The organism is Martinezella calliandrae (assembly GCF_030272695.1).
GTDB lineage: Bacteria > Pseudomonadota > Alphaproteobacteria > Rhizobiales > Rhizobiaceae > Rhizobium > Rhizobium calliandrae.
This window is the reverse complement of record NZ_JARFYN010000043.1, coordinates 25,575-42,392: the sequence shown is the minus strand read 5'-3', so window position 1 is coordinate 42,392 and position 16,818 is coordinate 25,575. Positions and strand designations below refer to the sequence as shown.

The window sequence follows — 16,818 nt, the reverse complement described above, 5'->3', positions numbered from 1 at the left end:
CCAGCATGATCCCGAGGGCCGCAAACAATGGGAGGCGGAAACGGAGACAGTGGTTCGTTGAAAGCTGTACTGCCCGCATCACAGCCCCAAGTCGCTCGCGTCGAAGTTCAACACCAGTTCGTTCCAACCATCGGCGCCGCCATATTTATCGGGCGGCAACAGTTTCCCGGCGTCCACTTCTTTCTGGAAATCGGCCTGGCTTCGCAGCACGGCACGCTCTGCCGCGCCCTTCAACGCTTCCTGTGTCGGAGCCGGCCCGCCACTGGCGACGGCTTCCGGTTCACCGATGATTTGCCCTGACTTGTCGAGGCGAATACGAACTTTGATCTTCACACCGCTCGCTCCCTCCAGGCCAGGAAGGACATTCCAGTTCTTGGCAATCAGATCCCGCAGACCGTCCTTTTGGCTCTGACTAAGCTTGCCGCCGCCGAGCGACCTGCTGCCTCCAAGCGATGCAACCTGTGTCTGCGCGCCGGCGGATGCCGACTGGCTGGACCGCTTGGCTCCGCCGGCCGAAGAGGTTTTGTTCAACATCGCCGCGATTTCACCCTCGTTGAAATCGCCGTCATTGTTGGAACCTTTCGCGGTCTTTCTTTTCTTGTCGCTGTCGCCTTGCCCGTTATCGGATGACGTGTTCTTGCTCGTGCTCTGGGTGGTCGTCTTGTCTGTGGGCTTAACCGGTGGCTTTGCGTCCGCCACCTCATGAGGCTTCGCAGCAGGCTTCTGCTCCGGTTTCGGGTCGGGCTTCGCCTCGGCTGTCTTCGGCGGCTGCTGAGGTTGCGGCTTCACGTCCGGGACGGGAACTTTGTCCGCCGGTGTTTGTGCAGCCTGCTCGGTCGGGTTTTCCGTCACCGGCTTAGGATCAGCTTTTTGCGGCGTCGGGGTCGGCGTCGGGGTAGGTGTTGGGGCCGGCGTAGGCGTGACCTCGCTCTTCTGCGGGGTCGACTCCGTCTTTTGCGGAGTGGGGGGCGTCGGCGTCGGAGTCACATCCGGCTTTTGCTGCGGAATGGCAGCGACTTCCTTCGGGGCGGCCTCCGTATCCTGCTGCTCGATCGTCTTGACGTCGTTCGGCCGCGGATCGCTCTGCGGCACGGGAACCGCGGACTTCTTCGGAGCAGCCGTGGCGTTCTCATCTTGCGGACGCTGCGTCGGTACGGCGGGGTTCTTCAGATCGACATTGTTGTCGCCGACATTCTGGGCATTGGCGACCTGCGTCTGCTTCGACGTCTGCTTGTGCGCGGCATGATCAGTCACGGGCGCACTCTTTTCGCCCTGTTGAAGCTGCTCAGCAGGGACGATATCCACGTCCATGGCTGTGCTTTCAGGCGTCTCCAGCGGCGCAGGCGCACTCAACGTCAACATGGCGCCGATCAGCACCAGGATGTGAATGACCGCAGATGTCGCGATGCTCCGCTTCATATCGAACCGTCAGTGATCCGTTATCTGCTGGGTAACCAGGCCGATATTCTTGTAGCCGGCCTCCTGAATGCGCGACATGACGTCGGCGATCACGCCATAGGGCGCCTTGCCGTCGCCGCGTACGAAAATGCGTTCGCTGTAGCCGGTCGTGGCGATTGCCTGCAGCTTGGCGGCAATATCGGCCGCCTCGATCTGCGTTTCCTGCAGGAAGACCTGGCCGTCCTGCTTGATGGAAATTGTGATCGGCTGCGTCTGAGCGTTCAGCGCACCAGCTTGCGTCTGCGGCAGGTCGATCGGTACACCCGAGGTCATCATCGGCGCGGCTACCATGAAGATGATCAGCAGCACGAGCATGACGTCGACCAGCGGCGTGACGTTGATATCGGCGATCGGTCCGCCCCGGCGGCCACCGCGGCGACCGCCCCGGCGACCACCGCCGCCACTATTGCCTCCAACAGACATTGCCATGTGCGTTACTCCGGTTCCGTCTGCGCTTTACTGAGCAGCCTGACGCGGCTGCAGCTTTTCGTCGATCTGACGCGACAGGATGGCGGAGAATTCGTCCGCGAATCCTTCCATGCGCGCCGACAGCTTGCCGGCATCGGCCGAGAACTTGTTGTAGGCGATAACTGCCGGGATAGCGGCGACGAGACCGATCGCGGTCGCGAGGAGCGCTTCGGCGATACCGGGGGCGACGACCGCGAGATTGGTCGACTTCGAGCCGGCGATGGCCTGGAACGAGGTCATGATACCGACGACGGTACCGAACAGACCGATGAACGGGCCGGCCGAGCCGATGGTCGCAAGCGACCCGAGACGGGCGACCAGATGTTCCGACTCACGCGCGAGCGTGACGTCCATGGCGCGGTCGATACGCATCTGCAGGCCGATCGGCGAACGTGCGCCGCGTTCGAACGACTTCTTCCATTCGCGCATCGCGGCGACGAAGATGGCGCTGAGGCCGGTATTGGTGCGCTCCGAGAGCGTGCGATAAAGTTCCTCGAGCGACTGGCCCGACCAGAAGACCTGTTCGAAGTGATCGAACTGCCGGCGTGCGCGGGCATAGCTCAGATACTTGTCGATGACGATCGCCCAGGTCCAGACGGATGCTGCGAGCAGACCGAGCATGACGACCTTGACCACGAGGCCTGCCTGCATGAAGAGCGACCAGAGCGTGATGTCCGGTGTGGCGACCGCTGCCAGTGCTGTTGTTGTCGTATCCATTGATCCAAAATCCCCGAATCCAAACGCCCGGCGCTAGACCGGGCGGCACAAAGTGATCTCACAAGATTTGTTTGGCAGCCGCCGCTGAACGCCCTGGTCAAGCTTTTCCAAGCTCTACAACTGCCTTCTTGCCGTCAAATTTGGTCAAAGGAAGGCGTGCGCCGCACAAACTCCGACGACGGCAGTAAGACACTATTATGGTTAAAAGAATGTTAGTGCCACGGCATAAGAGATTTGACGGTGGAAAGAACTGACCGGGCAAAACCGGCGGCGGGCACAAAACAAATCTTGCACGCAAATTCCTTCACATAAATCTCATGTTTTAGCAAGAAGGCTTTTCTGCCGGGCGAAACATCGTCTCCCAAGCCTACGGCCATCGCTGAGACGACATGAAATATGTTGCCTTCAGCGCAATCACCAGCCGCGGACAAGATGCCCCAGATTCGCAAAACTAGAGCGTCGTCGACGCCACCAGCATCTGCGCCGCCAGCTTCTCCGGCAACCGCCGCGGTTTTCCCCTGGCATTGATCACCGCAATAATGACCTTGGCCGCGATCAGCAGCATGTCGTCGCGCCTGATTTCCTGGGAAAGCACCATTTTCGCGCCGCCAGCCTTCTCGGTCGTGGTGCGAATCGTCAGCACGTCGTCCATCCGCGCCGGTCCCTTGAAGTCGATCTCCATGCGGTGAACGACGAAGACCAGCCCCTCCTCATCGGCACTCAGCAGTTCACGTTGTTCCACGCCGAGGCAACGCAGATAGTCCGTGCGGCCGCGCTCGAGGAAGTGGAGGTAGCGTGCATGATAGACGAGGCCGGAAAAATCCGTATCCTCATAATAGACTCGCTGCACCAGCCGGTGGCCATCGGCTTCCAGTTCCCCGGCAATCAGAAAGGGGCTGTTCATCATCGCCGCATCTCCAAAAAATCTGGGGACCTCTTTGGCCGAAGTTCCGCCATCAAGCAAGCTTTTGAACAATTGTCATAAATACTGACTATCCGGGATAGTGCCGGACAGCCGTTGACGCAGAAGGATATGATTTCATGAAAATAGCGGTTATGGGCGGCGACGGTTTCATTGGTTGGCCAACCTCGCTGCATCTCTCCGATGCCGGTCATGAGGTCCATATCCTTGACAATCTTTCGCGCCGTTGGATCGACACCGAACTCGGCGTGCAATCACTGACACCGATGGACTCGATCCAGGAACGCACGCGCATCTGGCACGCCGAAACCGGTCGCCGTATCCATTTCAACCTCATCGATCTGGCAAAAGACTATGAGCTCCTGAAGAAGTGGCTCGCCGAGCATCGCCCGGACGCGATCGTGCACTTTGCGGAGCAACGCGCCGCACCCTATTCGATGAAGAGCGACCGCCACAAGAATTACACCGTCAACAACAACGTCAGCGCCACGCATAATCTCCTGAACGCGCTGGTCGAGCTTAATCTCGATGCTCATCTCGTGCATCTCGGCACCATGGGCGTCTATGGCTATTCGACCGTCGGCGCCGCCATTCCGGAAGGCTACCTGCCCGTCGGCATCGAAACCGCCGACGGGCAGACCGTCAACCAGGACATTCTCTATCCGGCCAATCCGGGCTCGATCTATCATATGACCAAGTGCCTGGATCAGCTTCTCTTCCAGTTCTACGCCAAGAACGACGGCCTCAGGATCACCGATCTGCATCAAGGCATCGTCTGGGGCACGCATACGCAACAGACCCGCCGTCACGAACAATTGATCAACCGTTTCGACTATGACGGCGACTACGGCACGGTGCTCAATCGCTTCCTCATCCAGGCGGCGATCGGCTACCCCCTGACCGTGCACGGCACCGGTGGCCAAACGCGCGCCTTCATTCACATCCAGGATTCGGTACGCTGCATCGAGCTGGCGCTGAAGAACCCGCCACCGCGCAATGCCCGTGTCGAGATCTTCAACCAGATGACGGAGGTTCATCGTATCCGCGATCTTGCCGAGATGATCGCCAAGTTGAGCGGTGCGGAAATCGTTCGGCTGCCTAACCCGCGCAAGGAAGCGCCGGAGAACGACCTGATAGTCAAGAACGACAAGTTCCTCAATCTCGGCCTGGAGCCAATCACGCTCCAAGCGGGTCTGCTGAGCGAAATCGTCGACGTCGCCAAGAAATATGACTACCGCGTCGATCGCTCTCGCGTCCCGGCCATTTCCGCCTGGACCAAGGATCTCGCAGCGACGGTCAACCACGATCCGGAAGGCAAGCGATTGAAATCAGTCTCATGATGTTCGGAAGCGAAATCCTCGAGGGGGTGCGACCGCGCTCCAGCCCGCGGGCGCGCCAAGCCTTTGTCACGCTTGTCACCAACGCCGACTATGCCATGGGCGCCGTGGCGTTGGCGCGCTCGATTTCGCGTAGCGGCACCAAGGCGGATACGGTCGTACTGCATACGGCCGGCGTTGACGAAAGCGATCTTGCACCGTTGGAAGCGCTCGGCTGCCGGCTGGTTGCCGTGGAACATCTGGTCCTTTCCGATGAATTCAACGAGCGCCATGCGCGCGGCAATCTCCACGCCAATGCTCCCTTCACCAAGGGCCGCAAGCCGACCTTCCACTCGCCGCTCGATAATTTCTGCAAGCTCAGGCTTTGGCAGCTTGTCGACTACGCGAACTGCGTGTTCATCGATGCGGATGCGCTGGTACTGAAGAATGTCGACAAGCTCTTCGACTATCCGGAATTTTCGGCCGCACCCAATGTCTACGAAAGTCTGGCGGATTTTCATCGAATGAATTCGGGGGTCTTCGTTGCTCACCCGTCCCTTGCGACCTTCAAGGACATGTTGAAGCGGCTTGACCGTCCGGGCGTTTTCTGGCGGCGCACCGACCAGACCTTTCTCGAGACATTCTTCCCGGATTGGCACGGCCTGCCGGTCTATATGAATATGCTGCAATATGTATGGTTCACCATGCCCGCGCTTTGGGACTGGAGCAGCATTTCGATCCTGCATTACCAGTACGAGAAGCCTTGGGAGAAGAATCATCCCAAGGCCGACGAACTGAAACCGTTGATCGATTTATGGCACCGATTCCACGAAGGACGCGACGTGCCCGAGATTGCCGCGTTTGCCAATCCGAAAGCAGCAGCATGAAAGTCCTGGTATCGGGCGGAACGGGTTTCGTCGGCCGCTATATCGTCGAGGAGTTGCTGTCCGCCGGATATCAAGTTGCCGTCGGCGGTCGCAACGCACCGCTACCCGGCCTCTTCTCGCAACCCGTCACCTTTGTGCGACTTAGCCTCGACCCTTGCGAAGACCAGACCCACGCTTTCGACAAGGCCTATTTCTTCGTACATGCAGCCTTTACGCATATCCCCGGCAAATATCGCGGCGGCGAAGGCGATGATCCCGGGGGCTTTCGCCGGTTCAATTTGAATGGCACCGTAAAGCTATTCGAGACTGCGAAACGTGCCGGCATCCGCCGCTGCATCTTTCTCTCGTCGCGCGCCGTCTATGGCGACCGGCTGGCCGGCGAGGCGCTGACGGAAACGACCACACCGGCGCCGAATACGCTCTATGGCGAGGTGAAGCGCGACGGCGAACGCGCCCTCTTTTCCCTTTCCGCTCCTGGTTTTGCAACGGCGAGCCTACGAGCAACCGGCGTCTACGGCGACCTCTGTCCGAACAAATGGGAAGATCTTTTTGCGGATTATCTTGGCGGCAAGCCGGTTCTCGCGCGCCCCGGGACCGAGGTCCATGGGCGCGACGTCGGCCGCGCCGTTCGCCTCCTACTTGAGACTGAGACAAGCCGCATCAGCGGCGAGGCGTTCAATCTCTCCGATGTGCTCACCGACACCCATGATATCCTTGCGCGCCTGCAGCAGGTAACCGGCTGCCAACACCCCCTGCCCTCGCCCGCCCCAAAAGGCATGGTCAGTGCGATGGATACGTCGAAAATTCGTGCTCTGGGCTGGTACGGCGGCGGCGCGACGCTGTTGGAAGAGACAATCGCGAGATTGGCGGAAACGATGCCGCTTCGCTCCGCGGCCTTCAACGCATCAGCATCGTCTCGTCCCAGCTAAGCGCTGCCAACTCTTCGCCTCGGAACCTCGCATCGTCGGCAACAATGAATTCGTCCAACTGCGGCGGCGCAACGCTGCTGCCGGAGAGCATGGCATGCATCTGTCCCCGATGATGGGTCTGGTGCTGGAAAAGATGGCTCAGCACATCCTCCGCCCGTTCCCGCTGGATGCGATTGCCGCGATGCAGGTCGATCACCCGCACCAGCCCCTCTGGATTCAGATTTTCACATAGGGTTACGAGCCGTCGGTCGACCTTGCTTTGCTCTGCCGACAAAACATCCAGCGTATCGAATGGCTCTTCTATGTCGAAAGCCTTGAGACCGAGCGTACCGCCTTCCAGCGCGTCGACGTAAAACCAGTCGACGATTAGGATGTGATTGAGCGTCGATTTGATCGACGGAAAGAAACTGACCCGCCGGGCCTCGAACTCACCGGGCTGAAGCGCCGTACAGGCCCGATGCAAGCGAATATTTGCCAAGGCGTTGTTGTAGGCAAGTTTGCGAAACGCGCGGATCGGATCAAAAGCGGACATGTCGCATTGCTCCTCGTCTAGGCTCTATCTTGAATGTCGCGCAAGACCTGAGGCGCCTTGCCAGCGGCAGGCTTTCGATCTCGTCGGCGATGAAATAGGACGGAATATCAATTGCGACCACCGCTCCTCACGTGGGCCGCACCGGAGCGTCTTATCCCAGATCGATCACGACGATTTCCGGCGGCACGCCAACGCGAACAGGCGCCACCGAATAGCCGAGGCCACTGGACACGATGATATGACGGTCCTCTTCGACGATATGGCCGTACACATATCGGTCGCCATAGCGCGAAGGCAGATAGGGCGACCAGCCGAGAACTCTGATCTGCCCGCCATGCGTATGACCCGACAATGTTAGCGACACGCGCGACGGCACGGTCGGAAAGATATCGGGCTCATGGGCAAGCAGGATGATTGGCGCATCATCATTCACCTGTGCCAAGGTACCCTCGAGATCATCGAGCCCCTGCGCGAACTGGCGCTTCCAGCGGATGCTGCTGCGCAGAGCAAGCTGATCCTCGACACCCGCCAGCCAAAAGCCGTGTCCATCCTTTTCCAAGCGACACGATCGGTTGGAATAAACTGGAATTCCGACATCGACCAATGCCTTATGACTGAATGTCGGCCCGCGGCCGTTCTTTTGCGCAGCCGCATCGTGCCACCAATCATGATTGCCGATGATTGCATGAACGCCCAGCGGCGCCTTCAGGGCTGCGAGCTCCGCCGCCCACACTCGATGGTCGACAAGACCGGTCACGTAATCCGTTCCCGACGTGTAGTCGCCGAGCAGAACGATGATATCGCCACCAAGATCGTTGGCACGGGTGCAGATGGATGCGATCCGATCGGCCGTCATCCACGGCCTGCACGCATGAAAATCGGCAAGCGCGACGATCCTCAGCTTCAACCCAGGCGTCCAGCCCGGCGGTGTCAACTGGTAACGGGCTATTCTCAATCGCATGACCGGCTCGTATCCGAAGGCATAGCTGCCGAGTGCCATGAACCCGACGATGCTACTGCCGAAAAGCTTCAGCAAACCGCGACGGCCGATCACTCATCCTCCTCCTCCTGGAACAGCCTGAACTGTGCTGCCTCCAGGTCCTTCGGTGGCTGCATTCCAAGATGCCTCCAGGCCGTAGCCGTCAGCACGCGGCCGCGCGGCGTGCGCTGGATAAAGCCCTGCTGAATCATATAGGGCTCGATAATGTCCTCGATCGCGTCGCGCGGTTCGGAGAGGCCGGCGGCAATCGTTTCGATGCCAACCGGGCCGCCGCCGAAATTTACGGCAATCATGTTGAGATAGCGCTTGTCGAGCTGATCGAAACCGACATTGTCGACCAGCAGCCGCGTCAATGCCTCGTCGGCGATCTCGCGGGTTACAGCCTCGGCCTTTGCCACCTCGGCGAAATCACGCACCCGGCGCAGCAGCCGGCCGGCGATGCGCGGCGTGCCGCGGGCGCGCCTAGCAATCTCGCGCGCCCCCTCTTCGGTTATGCCAAGCCCCATCAGCCGCGCACCGCGCCGTACGATCAGCTCCAATTCTTCGACCGTATAGAAGCTCAGGCGAACGGGAATGCCGAAACGGTCGCGCAGCGGCGTCGTCAACAGGCCGAGACGGGTAGTGGCGGCAACCAAAGTGAATTTGGCGAGGTCGATCTTCACCGAACGCGCCGCCGGACCCTCGCCGATAATCAAATCGAGCTGGAAATCCTCCATGGCCGGATAGAGGATTTCTTCCACGGCCGGGTTAAGGCGATGGATTTCATCGATGAAGAGCACATCGCGTTCTTCGAGATTGGTCAAAAGCGCGGCCAGATCGCCGGCCTTGGCAATGACCGGGCCAGACGTCGAGCGGAAATTGACGCCGAGCTCCTTCGCCATGATCTGTGCCAGCGTCGTTTTGCCGAGACCGGGCGGGCCGACGAACAAGACGTGATCCAGCGCCTCTCCTCGCCCCTTGGCTGCTTCGATAAACACCTTAAGATTGGCTCGAGCCTCCGCCTGGCCGGTGAATTCGTCCAGTGACTGCGGCCTAAGCGTCACATCCAGGTCTTCGCCCCGCTTTTCCGGCGATATCAGGCGTGCAGCCTCGCTCATGTCAGAAATTCCATTCCCGGTATACGTTTCGCGATTTTTTCATCGAAGGTTAGTGTTTTGGCGCAGCCATTACGAGCTGCAAGATGGGCCACAACATGATGCGATGGGTCGAAATTCAAGGGCGCATCTTCCGCTATTAACTGATCAAAGCAAGGAAGAAAGACAGGAATCATCGCGCCAGTTCCTTCAAACCCAGCCGAATCAACTTGGCGCTGTCTGCCCCCTCACCCGCTGATTTCATCGCTGCAGCAACCGCGTTTGCGGCCTGGTCGCGGGAATAGCCGAGATTTGTGAGAGCGGAAACGGCATCGGCGACCGGAGCGGAGGCGACGCCCTCGCCCAGTTCCTGCTTGAGGCCGATATTGATCGCCTCGCCCGCAAAGGCCGGCGCCTTGTTCTTCAACTCGGTGACAATGCGCATCGCCACCTTCGGTCCCACCCCCGGCGCCCGCGACACGGCGCTACGGTCCTGCAACGCGATCGCATTGGCAAGCTCGGCCGGCGTCAGCGTTGACAACAGCGCCAGCGCCACCTTCGCACCGACCCCCTGCACGGTCTGCAAAAGGTTGAACCATTCCCGCTCCAGCACCGTCGTGAAGCCGAAAAGGCGAATCTGATCCTCGCGGACATAGGTTTCGATGAAGAGAACGCAGGCTTCACCGATGGAGCCGAGCTTCGACAGCGTGCGCGCCGAACAATAGGCGACATAGCAGACACCATGCACATCCACGAGCGCATAGTCTTCGCCGATCTCTTCGATTGTGCCTTTCAACTTGCCGATCATGAGTGGTGTCCGTCAGGGATGGGTTTCGGGGGAGATGAGGTCGACCGTGGGAAAATAAGAGCGATAGCCCTTCGGATCTCGGGTCAGTAGGCAATACCCGCGAACGGCAGCATGGGCGCCAATCAGAAAGTCGGGGAGAATTCGCTCCCGCCCTCCGCCTGCTTGACGATAGATCTTAAAGGCCGCCGCAGCCGCAAAGGCCGCGGGCCAAGGCAGGCTTTCACGGCGAAACTCGCTTTGCGGCAACAGTTCATCCACTCGATCTAAGCTGCTGTAACGCACTGAAAATTCTGCATAAATTACAGGATTGATAACGACTGGCCCTTGCTTGAAAGCGGAAAAGACCTGCCCACTCGACCAATCATGCCAAGCCGAGCTAGGTACGGCCAAATCAACGAGCACATTCGTGTCGACGATCGTGACCATGATCTATCGGTCACGCGTCATCGACATCAATGCTTCGGCGTCGATATTCTGGTCGCCAGTGCCTTCCAAGCGCTTGAGGGTCGCCATAAAACGATCCAGCCGCTGCCGATCCTCGATCTCTCTCTTGCCGTTCTTCGGCGAAATAACCAGCTTTCCGTTCTCAACGGAGAATATGACTTCGCTGTTGAGTTCTATCCCTGCCAACTCACGCAAGTCACGGGGGATTGTCACTTGTCCTTTGGACGTCACGCGCATCTTTATATACTCTCCGACCTTGCAGTAAGAAATATTCTTACCGCAAGAACAAGTCAAGAACAAGCTACCCCACCAGGGCCGCCTGACGCATCCGGCTGGCGCCGCGATTATGGGCATGGCAAACGGCGATGGCGAGCGCGTCGGCGGCGTCGTTGCCTTTGAACTCCACCTTCGGCATCAGAATCTTCAGCATCATATGGATCTGCTGCTTTTCACCGTGGCCCACGCCGATGACAGCCTTCTTGACGGCATTTGGCGCATATTCGGCCACCTGCAGCCCGGCGCGCGCCGGCACCAGCATAGCGATGCCACGAGCCTGGCCGAGTTTCAGTGTCGCCACGGCATCCTTGTTGACGAAAGTCTGTTCGACCGCCGCTTCGTGCGGCTGATAGCTGTGGACGATATCGGCGAGCCCGTCGTGGAGTTGGCAGAGGCGCGAAGCGAGGTCCATCTCGCCATCGGATGTAACCGTTCCCGAGGCGACGAAACGCAGAGAGTTTCCTGATGTCTCGATAATGCCCCAGCCGGTACGGCGCAGGCCGGGATCGATGCCGATGATACGAATCGTGTTTTGCATGCGTCAACCTATCTTTGGCGCGGCAGATGTGCCAGCAAAATGTGAACAAAACAAAAACAAATCCACGCCGTGCGCCATTTATGCAGCTTTGAAATGCGCGATGAGGAATTTGCCGAGACAGGTTTGGAATAGAGCATCCGCACTCTTACATGATGAGGATTGCTCCTCCCTTTTCACCACGCAGGTCTCTTGCCATGGTCCCTTTTTCCATTCTCGATCTTTCGCCCGTTGCCGAAGGCAGCACCGTCAGCCAATCCTTTGAAGGCTCGAAGCGCATGGCGCAGAAGGCGGAGGAACTTGGCTATACGAGGTTCTGGCTGGCGGAGCATCACGGCATGCCCGGTGTCGCCAGCGCCGCGACCGCGGTCGTGATCGGCCATGTCGGAGCGGCGACCTCGCGCATCCGCATCGGCTCGGGCGGCGTCATGCTGCCTAACCACTCGCCATTGGTGATTGCCGAGCAATTCGGCACACTCGAGGCCCTGTTTCCCGGCCGCGTCGATCTCGGCCTCGGCCGCGCGCCCGGCACGGATATGCGCACCGCGCAGGCACTACGTCGCAACCTCGATGCCGGTGCGCAGAGCTTTCCCAATGATATCGTCGAGCTGCAGCATCTGTTCAGCCCGGCCGACGAAAACCAATCGATCCTTGCCGTGCCCGGCAACGGCGCCAAGGTGCCGATCTGGCTGCTCGGTTCAAGCCTCTACAGCGCCCATCTCGCCGCCATGCTCGGCTTGCCCTATGCTTTCGCCTCACACTTCGCTCCGGAAGCTCTGCTCGATGCGGTCGCCATCTATCGTGATCGGTTCACGCCGTCGGCAACGCTCGACAAGCCCTATGTCATGGTGGGCGTCATGGGCTCGGTCGCGGATACAGATGAGGAAGCGCGATATCACTTCACCTCGGCACAGCAACAATTCGTCAATCTACGCCGCAATGTCCGCGGTCCCTTCCCACGCCCCCGCAAGGATATGGACGATTTCTGGACGCCGATGGAAAAACTGAACGTCGAAAACACGCTGCGCTACGCCGTCGTCGGCTCGCCCGCGACTGCGGAGGCCAAGCTTTCGCAGTTCATCAGGGATACGCAAGCCGACGAAGTGATCATTTCGATGCCGATCCACGACATTGAGGCGCGGATGAGATCGGTGGAACTATTCGCGCAGTTGCCGTCCTTCAAGAAGGCGGCCAAATAAAACAAAACCCCGTTCTCCCTTCGGCAAGCCTTGGGAGAATGGGGCTCATTTTTTTACAGGAAAAATCAGGCCGAAAGCTTCGCCAGGATCTCTTCCGAAACGTCGAAGTTCGAGTAGACGTTCTGCACGTCGTCGTCGTCTTCCAGGCTGTCGATGAGCTTCATCAGCGATTGCGCCTTTTCTTCATCGACCGGCACATTGTTTTGGGCGCGCCAGATCGCCTTGACGGTTTCGGCTTCGCCAAGCGTTGCCTCCAGCGCCTTGGCGACTTCGTTCATCGCTTCGAAACCGCAGATAATGGTATGGCCCTCTTCGTCGCTCTCGACATCGTCGGCGCCGGCTTCGATTGCGGCTTCCATCACCTTGTCGGCATCGCCGACCTCAGGCTTGTAGGTAATTTCGCCAACATGGTCGAAGGAGAAGGAGACGGAGCCGGTTTCGCCAAGCGCGCCGCCGGCCTTCGTGAAGATCGAACGGACGTTTGACGCAGTGCGGTTGCGGTTGTCGGTCAGCGCCTCGACAATGATCGCCGTGCCGCCGGGGCCATAGCCTTCGTAGCGCACTTCATCGTAGTTCTCGGTGTCAGCACCGGCGGCCTTTTTTATGGCGCGATCGATATTGTCCTTCGGCATCGACTGCGCCTTGGCGTTCTGGATCGCCAGACGCAAGCGTGCATTCATGGTCGGGTCGGGCAAGCCGGTCTTGGCGGCGACGGTGATTTCACGCGCCAGCTTGGAGAACATTTTCGAACGCACCGAGTCCTGACGACCCTTACGGTGCATGATGTTTTTAAACTGTGAATGGCCAGCCATGGCACCCCTGTTCACGTCTTTTGTTGGGAATGGGCCGCCTTATAAGAGCGAAGTGGCTTTCATTCAAGCAAAAAGCCCGTAAAGAGGCCCGCGGCGAGACGCCCGGCGGCAATTGCCTCAAAGGTGTGCCCGGGCGGAGGGAAAGGGCCGCCCGGGCATCGTACTGAACGGCTCAAAGCCCCTTCAGCACGTATATCAGCGGCTTCCTCGGTAGGGTTTTCAGCGAAACCGTAGTGCTCGCGGTCGGCGCATAAGCGACGTCGAAATCCGGGCCGAACATTGCCAGGAATTGCTGTATGGGCGGCCCCCAACGGTGCATTGGCAGAATGAGCGACGAACGCAGCCGTTTGACCACTCGGCTCATGCTGTCTGCACCCATAGTCAACCCGCCATCGACCGGCACCATGACGATATCGAGCCGGCCGATCTCGGCATATTGCTTGTCGTTGAGCTCGAAATGCAGGTGACCAAGATGGCCGATACAAAGGCCGGCGACCTCGAAGATGAAGATCGAATTGCCGTTCGCCTCGACGCCCCCTGACCATGAGCGGATATCGGTCACCACATTGCGGATCAGCGTATCGCCGACAGTCAAATGGATCTTCGCCGGCTCGCCGGGCGTATCGGCCCAGCCATGCAACACATATTTGATCGCCGGGTCCGGGGTCAGCGTATAGTGGCTCGGGTGCGCCTTGTTCATCGTAACGACGGTCGGCGTATAGGGCGGTGGAAAGGCGCCGCTGAAATCAGTGGCGATCGACACACCGCCGGGCGTCTCGATGAATAGGGTGGCGTGACCGAGGAACGTAATTTTCACGTCGCCACCAACGGGATCGTTGGCAAGCGTCGGGCCGGAACCGGAAAAGCTGGCGAACGTCGCCTTCGGAAGTGATTGTGCGATGGCCTGACATTGGCTGGCTTGCGGGCGCGAAGGCATTTCCTGGGCGTCTGCGACATCCCACCCTGCCAAGGACAGCAGGAAGATCACAGCGAAGACAGGAAATCGCGGCATCATGCCATCCCTTCAGCTCCACAGAGGGCTAAAAGATGCGGCATGGCCTGAGGTACGTCCAGCGACAATCCGATAGGATTGCTCACAATCACGTCATCGCCGACGGGTGATTAACGGCTGGGCAATATCTAGCGCCAGAATTCAGGAATGGTTTCGGCGAGCCGCGGCCCGATCCTGAGTGGCGCGATCTTTTCGGCAAGTCCGGTCGCATCGGATATCTCGACACCGACGCCGCAGATGGTGGCCGGGCCGGAGGCAGCCTCGAAGCGGCCCTTCGGCATCTTGGAGATGAAACGATTGAGCGGCTCTTCCTTGTCCATGCCCAGCGACGAATCGTAATCGCCGCACATGCCAGCATCCGACATATAAGCGGTACCGCCGTTCAGGATCTGCGCGTCCCCGGTCGGCACATGCGTGTGTGTGCCGACGACGAAGCTCGCACGGCCGTCGACGAAATGACCGAAACACTGCTTTTCGCTGGTCGCCTCCGCATGAAAATCGAAAACGATGGCATCCGCCTGCTCCTTCAGCGGGCAGGCATCGAGGATCAGCTCCGCCGCCTTGAACGGATCGTCCAGTTCCGGATGCATAAAGACGCGGCCCATGATGTTGGCGACGAGCACGCGGGCGCCGTTGCGGGCGTAGTAGATGCTGGAACCGCGACCGGGGGTGCCGGCAGGATAATTCGCAGGGCGCAGGAACTGATCGTGGCGCTCGCAGAACACCACTGCTTCCTTCTGGTCCCAGACGTGATTGCCGGTCGTCACCACATCGGCACCGGCATTGATCGTTTCCAGAAAAATATCCTCGGTAATGCCGAATCCGCCGGCAGCGTTTTCGCCATTGACGATGACGAAATCGAGCTTCAGATCGGAAATAAGGCCCGGCAGGCGATCCCATACCGCAACGCGCCCGGTCTTACCGACCATGTCACCCAAGAAAAGCAGCCGCATTCCCTATCCAATCACTTCCGAAACGAAATTGAGTCCGCTCTCGGTCAAAATCGCGTCAAGGCGGACATCATGCGGCTCAGCCGGTACTGATGGCACTTCTTGGCAATCGAATGCAATGCCGATCAGCCGCGGAGACAACCCTTTTTGGTGCAGCCGCTCGATGGCGCGGTCATAATAGCCGGCGCCGTAGCCGATACGGTGGCCGGTGCTATCGAAAGCCGAAAGCGGCACCAGCATAATCTGTGGGTCCAGCACTGTGGCCTCGGGCCCCGGCCCCGCCGTCCCAAAACCGCTGGAAACGAGTGCCGCGCCGGCAACGAGTTCGCGAAAGACGATGGTGCTTTTGTCGAGAATGACGGGCAAGCAGAGCCGCGCGCCCCGCTCACGCAGCCGGGCCATCAGCGGCCTTATATCCACTTCGGAGCGGATTGGCAGGAAGCCGGACACGATCTCCCCCGGCTGAAGATCGATCGCATCGCCGCCATGCACAAGCATCGCCAGCGCCTTTTCGATACGTTCGTCCGGGCCAATGGCGTCGCGCGCCGCCAGACGTTCGTTGCGATATTGGGTTTTCAGCTCTCTGGGGGTCATCAGGCTTTCGTGGATTTTGACAAATATCACGAAAAGATAATGAGCCGGCGGCCTATTGCAATGCGTGAAAGCGACATGCGGTGATTGTATGTTGGCCGACAGAGATCAGCCAACCTTGCGTGTCACCGAAATCAGCCCGTCCCCTTCGATGTGCGCGCGAACATTTTCATAGTTCAGCAGCCGGGAATGACCTGTCTCGATCGGATGAGAATGCGTGGCCGTGATCACCATGACGTCGGCACCAGCGGCCTCGCCGGCCTTGATGCCGGCCATCACGTCTTCGAAAACCAGACAATCAGACGGCCGCATGCCGAGACGTTCGGCGCCGAGGATGTAGCATTGCGGATCGGGCTTGCCGATCTTGACGTCCTCGGCGGTGACAATAAACCGAGGGACCGGAATGCCGGCGGCCGCCAAGCGGGCCTGGGCAAGCCGGTACGGCGAGGAGGTGACGATCGCCCAACGCTCCGGCGGCAGCGAGGCCAGGAATTCGATGGCGCCCGGGAGCGGCACCACGCCTTCCACATCGGCGATTTCCGCTTCCGTGATCATCAGCGACTCAGCCACCGGATCGACGCCCGGCAGGTTCAGCCGGCCGATCGTATCGACGCCGCGCGAACCGTGCATGGTGGGCATGAAAGCCGCGACATCGAGCCCCTTGCTGCGCGCCCAATCACCCCAGACGCGCTCGGCAGCAGCGATCGAGTTGATGATCGTGCCATCCATGTCGAACAGGAATCCGGAATATTTTTTGTCGAAGGCGGAAGACGATGCGACGGACAAGGTACAGTCCCTTTCGGTTGACGGGATCAGTCGGCGCGAGCCAAGGCTTACTCGCGATATCTTTCCTCCGACTACCGATAGCGACGGCAAGAAGCAAATGAAT

The 16,818-nt window shown here is 59.4% G+C and carries 21 protein-coding genes; 4 read left to right on the top strand and 17 right to left on the bottom strand.

Annotation, left to right across the window (positions count from 1 at the left end):
• Positions 1 to 78 precede the first annotated feature (78 nt).
• The 4 genes from PY650_RS26150 to ybgC form a co-directional block, all read right to left on the bottom strand.
• The gene (locus tag PY650_RS26150; RefSeq protein ID WP_285882495.1) at positions 79 to 1,419 is read right to left on the bottom strand and encodes a hypothetical protein; all 1,341 of its coding nucleotides are present in this window, start codon (positions 1,417 to 1,419) and stop codon (positions 79 to 81) included.
• A 9-nt stretch (positions 1,420 to 1,428) separates the two neighbouring features.
• On the bottom strand, positions 1,429 to 1,887 hold the full coding sequence (gene tolR, locus PY650_RS26145; RefSeq protein WP_285882494.1) for a protein TolR: 459 nt from the start codon (positions 1,885 to 1,887) through the stop codon (positions 1,429 to 1,431).
• 27 nt (positions 1,888 to 1,914) lie between these two features.
• A complete protein-coding gene (tolQ, locus tag PY650_RS26140; protein WP_120705292.1) occupies positions 1,915 to 2,643 on the bottom strand; it encodes a protein TolQ in 729 nt (242 codons plus the stop codon).
• Positions 2,644 to 3,094: 451 nt separating this feature from the next.
• Positions 3,095 to 3,550 carry a tol-pal system-associated acyl-CoA thioesterase gene (ybgC, locus tag PY650_RS26135; RefSeq protein ID WP_285882493.1) on the bottom strand — a complete coding sequence of 152 codons (456 nt, stop codon included), beginning with the start codon at positions 3,548 to 3,550 and terminating at the stop codon, positions 3,095 to 3,097.
• Between the two features lie 134 nt (positions 3,551 to 3,684).
• On the opposite strand from ybgC, the gene PY650_RS26130 reads away from it, so the two are divergent.
• From PY650_RS26130 to PY650_RS26120, 3 genes are read left to right on the top strand one after another with little or no spacing between them, the layout of a single operon-like run.
• The gene (locus tag PY650_RS26130) at positions 3,685 to 4,905 is read left to right on the top strand and encodes an NAD-dependent epimerase/dehydratase family protein (protein ID WP_285882492.1); all 1,221 of its coding nucleotides are present in this window, start codon (positions 3,685 to 3,687) and stop codon (positions 4,903 to 4,905) included.
• Complete coding sequence (locus tag PY650_RS26125) at positions 4,905 to 5,768, top strand: glycosyltransferase (RefSeq protein WP_285882511.1); 864 nt, start codon at positions 4,905 to 4,907, stop codon at positions 5,766 to 5,768. Before PY650_RS26130 ends, PY650_RS26125 begins: the two co-directional genes overlap by 1 nt.
• Positions 5,765 to 6,697 carry an NAD-dependent epimerase/dehydratase family protein gene (locus PY650_RS26120; RefSeq protein WP_285882491.1) on the top strand — a complete coding sequence of 311 codons (933 nt, stop codon included), beginning with the start codon at positions 5,765 to 5,767 and terminating at the stop codon, positions 6,695 to 6,697. The genes PY650_RS26125 and PY650_RS26120 overlap by 4 nt, the downstream gene beginning before the upstream one ends.
• Here PY650_RS26120 and PY650_RS26115 read toward each other — a convergent pair.
• The 8 genes from PY650_RS26115 to ruvC form a co-directional block, all read right to left on the bottom strand.
• Positions 6,666 to 7,229 carry a DinB family protein gene (locus PY650_RS26115; protein ID WP_285882490.1) on the bottom strand — a complete coding sequence of 188 codons (564 nt, stop codon included), beginning with the start codon at positions 7,227 to 7,229 and terminating at the stop codon, positions 6,666 to 6,668. The genes PY650_RS26120 and PY650_RS26115 overlap by 32 nt on opposite strands.
• A 151-nt stretch (positions 7,230 to 7,380) precedes the next feature.
• On the bottom strand, positions 7,381 to 8,283 hold the full coding sequence (locus PY650_RS26110; RefSeq protein ID WP_285882489.1) for a metallophosphoesterase: 903 nt from the start codon (positions 8,281 to 8,283) through the stop codon (positions 7,381 to 7,383).
• Positions 8,280 to 9,326: a Holliday junction branch migration DNA helicase RuvB gene (gene ruvB / locus PY650_RS26105; RefSeq protein ID WP_285882488.1), complete on the bottom strand. Its 1,047-nt coding sequence runs from the start codon at positions 9,324 to 9,326 to the stop codon at positions 8,280 to 8,282. The genes PY650_RS26110 and ruvB overlap by 4 nt, the downstream gene beginning before the upstream one ends.
• On the bottom strand, positions 9,323 to 9,499 hold the full coding sequence (locus tag PY650_RS26100) for a hypothetical protein (protein WP_285882487.1): 177 nt from the start codon (positions 9,497 to 9,499) through the stop codon (positions 9,323 to 9,325). Before PY650_RS26100 ends, ruvB begins: the two co-directional genes overlap by 4 nt.
• Positions 9,496 to 10,110 (bottom strand): Holliday junction branch migration protein RuvA, encoded by a 615-nt coding sequence (gene ruvA / locus PY650_RS26095; RefSeq protein WP_285882486.1) that lies wholly within the window; start codon positions 10,108 to 10,110, stop codon positions 9,496 to 9,498. Before ruvA ends, PY650_RS26100 begins: the two co-directional genes overlap by 4 nt.
• Before the next feature lie 12 nt (positions 10,111 to 10,122).
• Positions 10,123 to 10,536 (bottom strand): type II toxin-antitoxin system VapC family toxin, encoded by a 414-nt coding sequence (locus PY650_RS26090; protein WP_285882485.1) that lies wholly within the window; start codon positions 10,534 to 10,536, stop codon positions 10,123 to 10,125.
• Positions 10,537 to 10,539: 3 nt separating this feature from the next.
• Positions 10,540 to 10,791 carry an AbrB/MazE/SpoVT family DNA-binding domain-containing protein gene (locus PY650_RS26085; RefSeq protein WP_285882484.1) on the bottom strand — a complete coding sequence of 84 codons (252 nt, stop codon included), beginning with the start codon at positions 10,789 to 10,791 and terminating at the stop codon, positions 10,540 to 10,542.
• A gap of 64 nt (positions 10,792 to 10,855) precedes the next feature.
• Complete coding sequence (gene ruvC, locus PY650_RS26080) at positions 10,856 to 11,368, bottom strand: crossover junction endodeoxyribonuclease RuvC (protein ID WP_285882483.1); 513 nt, start codon at positions 11,366 to 11,368, stop codon at positions 10,856 to 10,858.
• A gap of 194 nt (positions 11,369 to 11,562) precedes the next feature.
• Here ruvC and PY650_RS26075 point away from each other — a divergent pair, with 194 nt between their 5' ends.
• Complete coding sequence (locus PY650_RS26075) at positions 11,563 to 12,564, top strand: LLM class flavin-dependent oxidoreductase (protein ID WP_285882482.1); 1,002 nt, start codon at positions 11,563 to 11,565, stop codon at positions 12,562 to 12,564.
• Positions 12,565 to 12,629: 65 nt separating this feature from the next.
• On the opposite strand, the gene PY650_RS26070 is transcribed toward PY650_RS26075, so the two are convergent.
• From PY650_RS26070 to PY650_RS26050, 5 genes are all read right to left on the bottom strand, one after another.
• Positions 12,630 to 13,376, bottom strand: coding sequence for a YebC/PmpR family DNA-binding transcriptional regulator (locus tag PY650_RS26070; RefSeq protein ID WP_285882481.1), 747 nt, complete (start codon positions 13,374 to 13,376; stop codon positions 12,630 to 12,632).
• Between the two features lie 172 nt (positions 13,377 to 13,548).
• Complete coding sequence (locus PY650_RS26065) at positions 13,549 to 14,391, bottom strand: MBL fold metallo-hydrolase (protein WP_285882480.1); 843 nt, start codon at positions 14,389 to 14,391, stop codon at positions 13,549 to 13,551.
• A 125-nt stretch (positions 14,392 to 14,516) separates the two neighbouring features.
• Positions 14,517 to 15,341: a TIGR00282 family metallophosphoesterase gene (locus PY650_RS26060; protein ID WP_285882479.1), complete on the bottom strand. Its 825-nt coding sequence runs from the start codon at positions 15,339 to 15,341 to the stop codon at positions 14,517 to 14,519.
• 3 nt (positions 15,342 to 15,344) lie between these two features.
• The gene (locus PY650_RS26055; protein WP_285882478.1) at positions 15,345 to 15,932 is read right to left on the bottom strand and encodes a 5-formyltetrahydrofolate cyclo-ligase; all 588 of its coding nucleotides are present in this window, start codon (positions 15,930 to 15,932) and stop codon (positions 15,345 to 15,347) included.
• A 105-nt stretch (positions 15,933 to 16,037) separates the two neighbouring features.
• Positions 16,038 to 16,715 carry an HAD-IA family hydrolase gene (locus PY650_RS26050; RefSeq protein WP_285882477.1) on the bottom strand — a complete coding sequence of 226 codons (678 nt, stop codon included), beginning with the start codon at positions 16,713 to 16,715 and terminating at the stop codon, positions 16,038 to 16,040.
• Positions 16,716 to 16,818 lie beyond the last annotated feature (103 nt).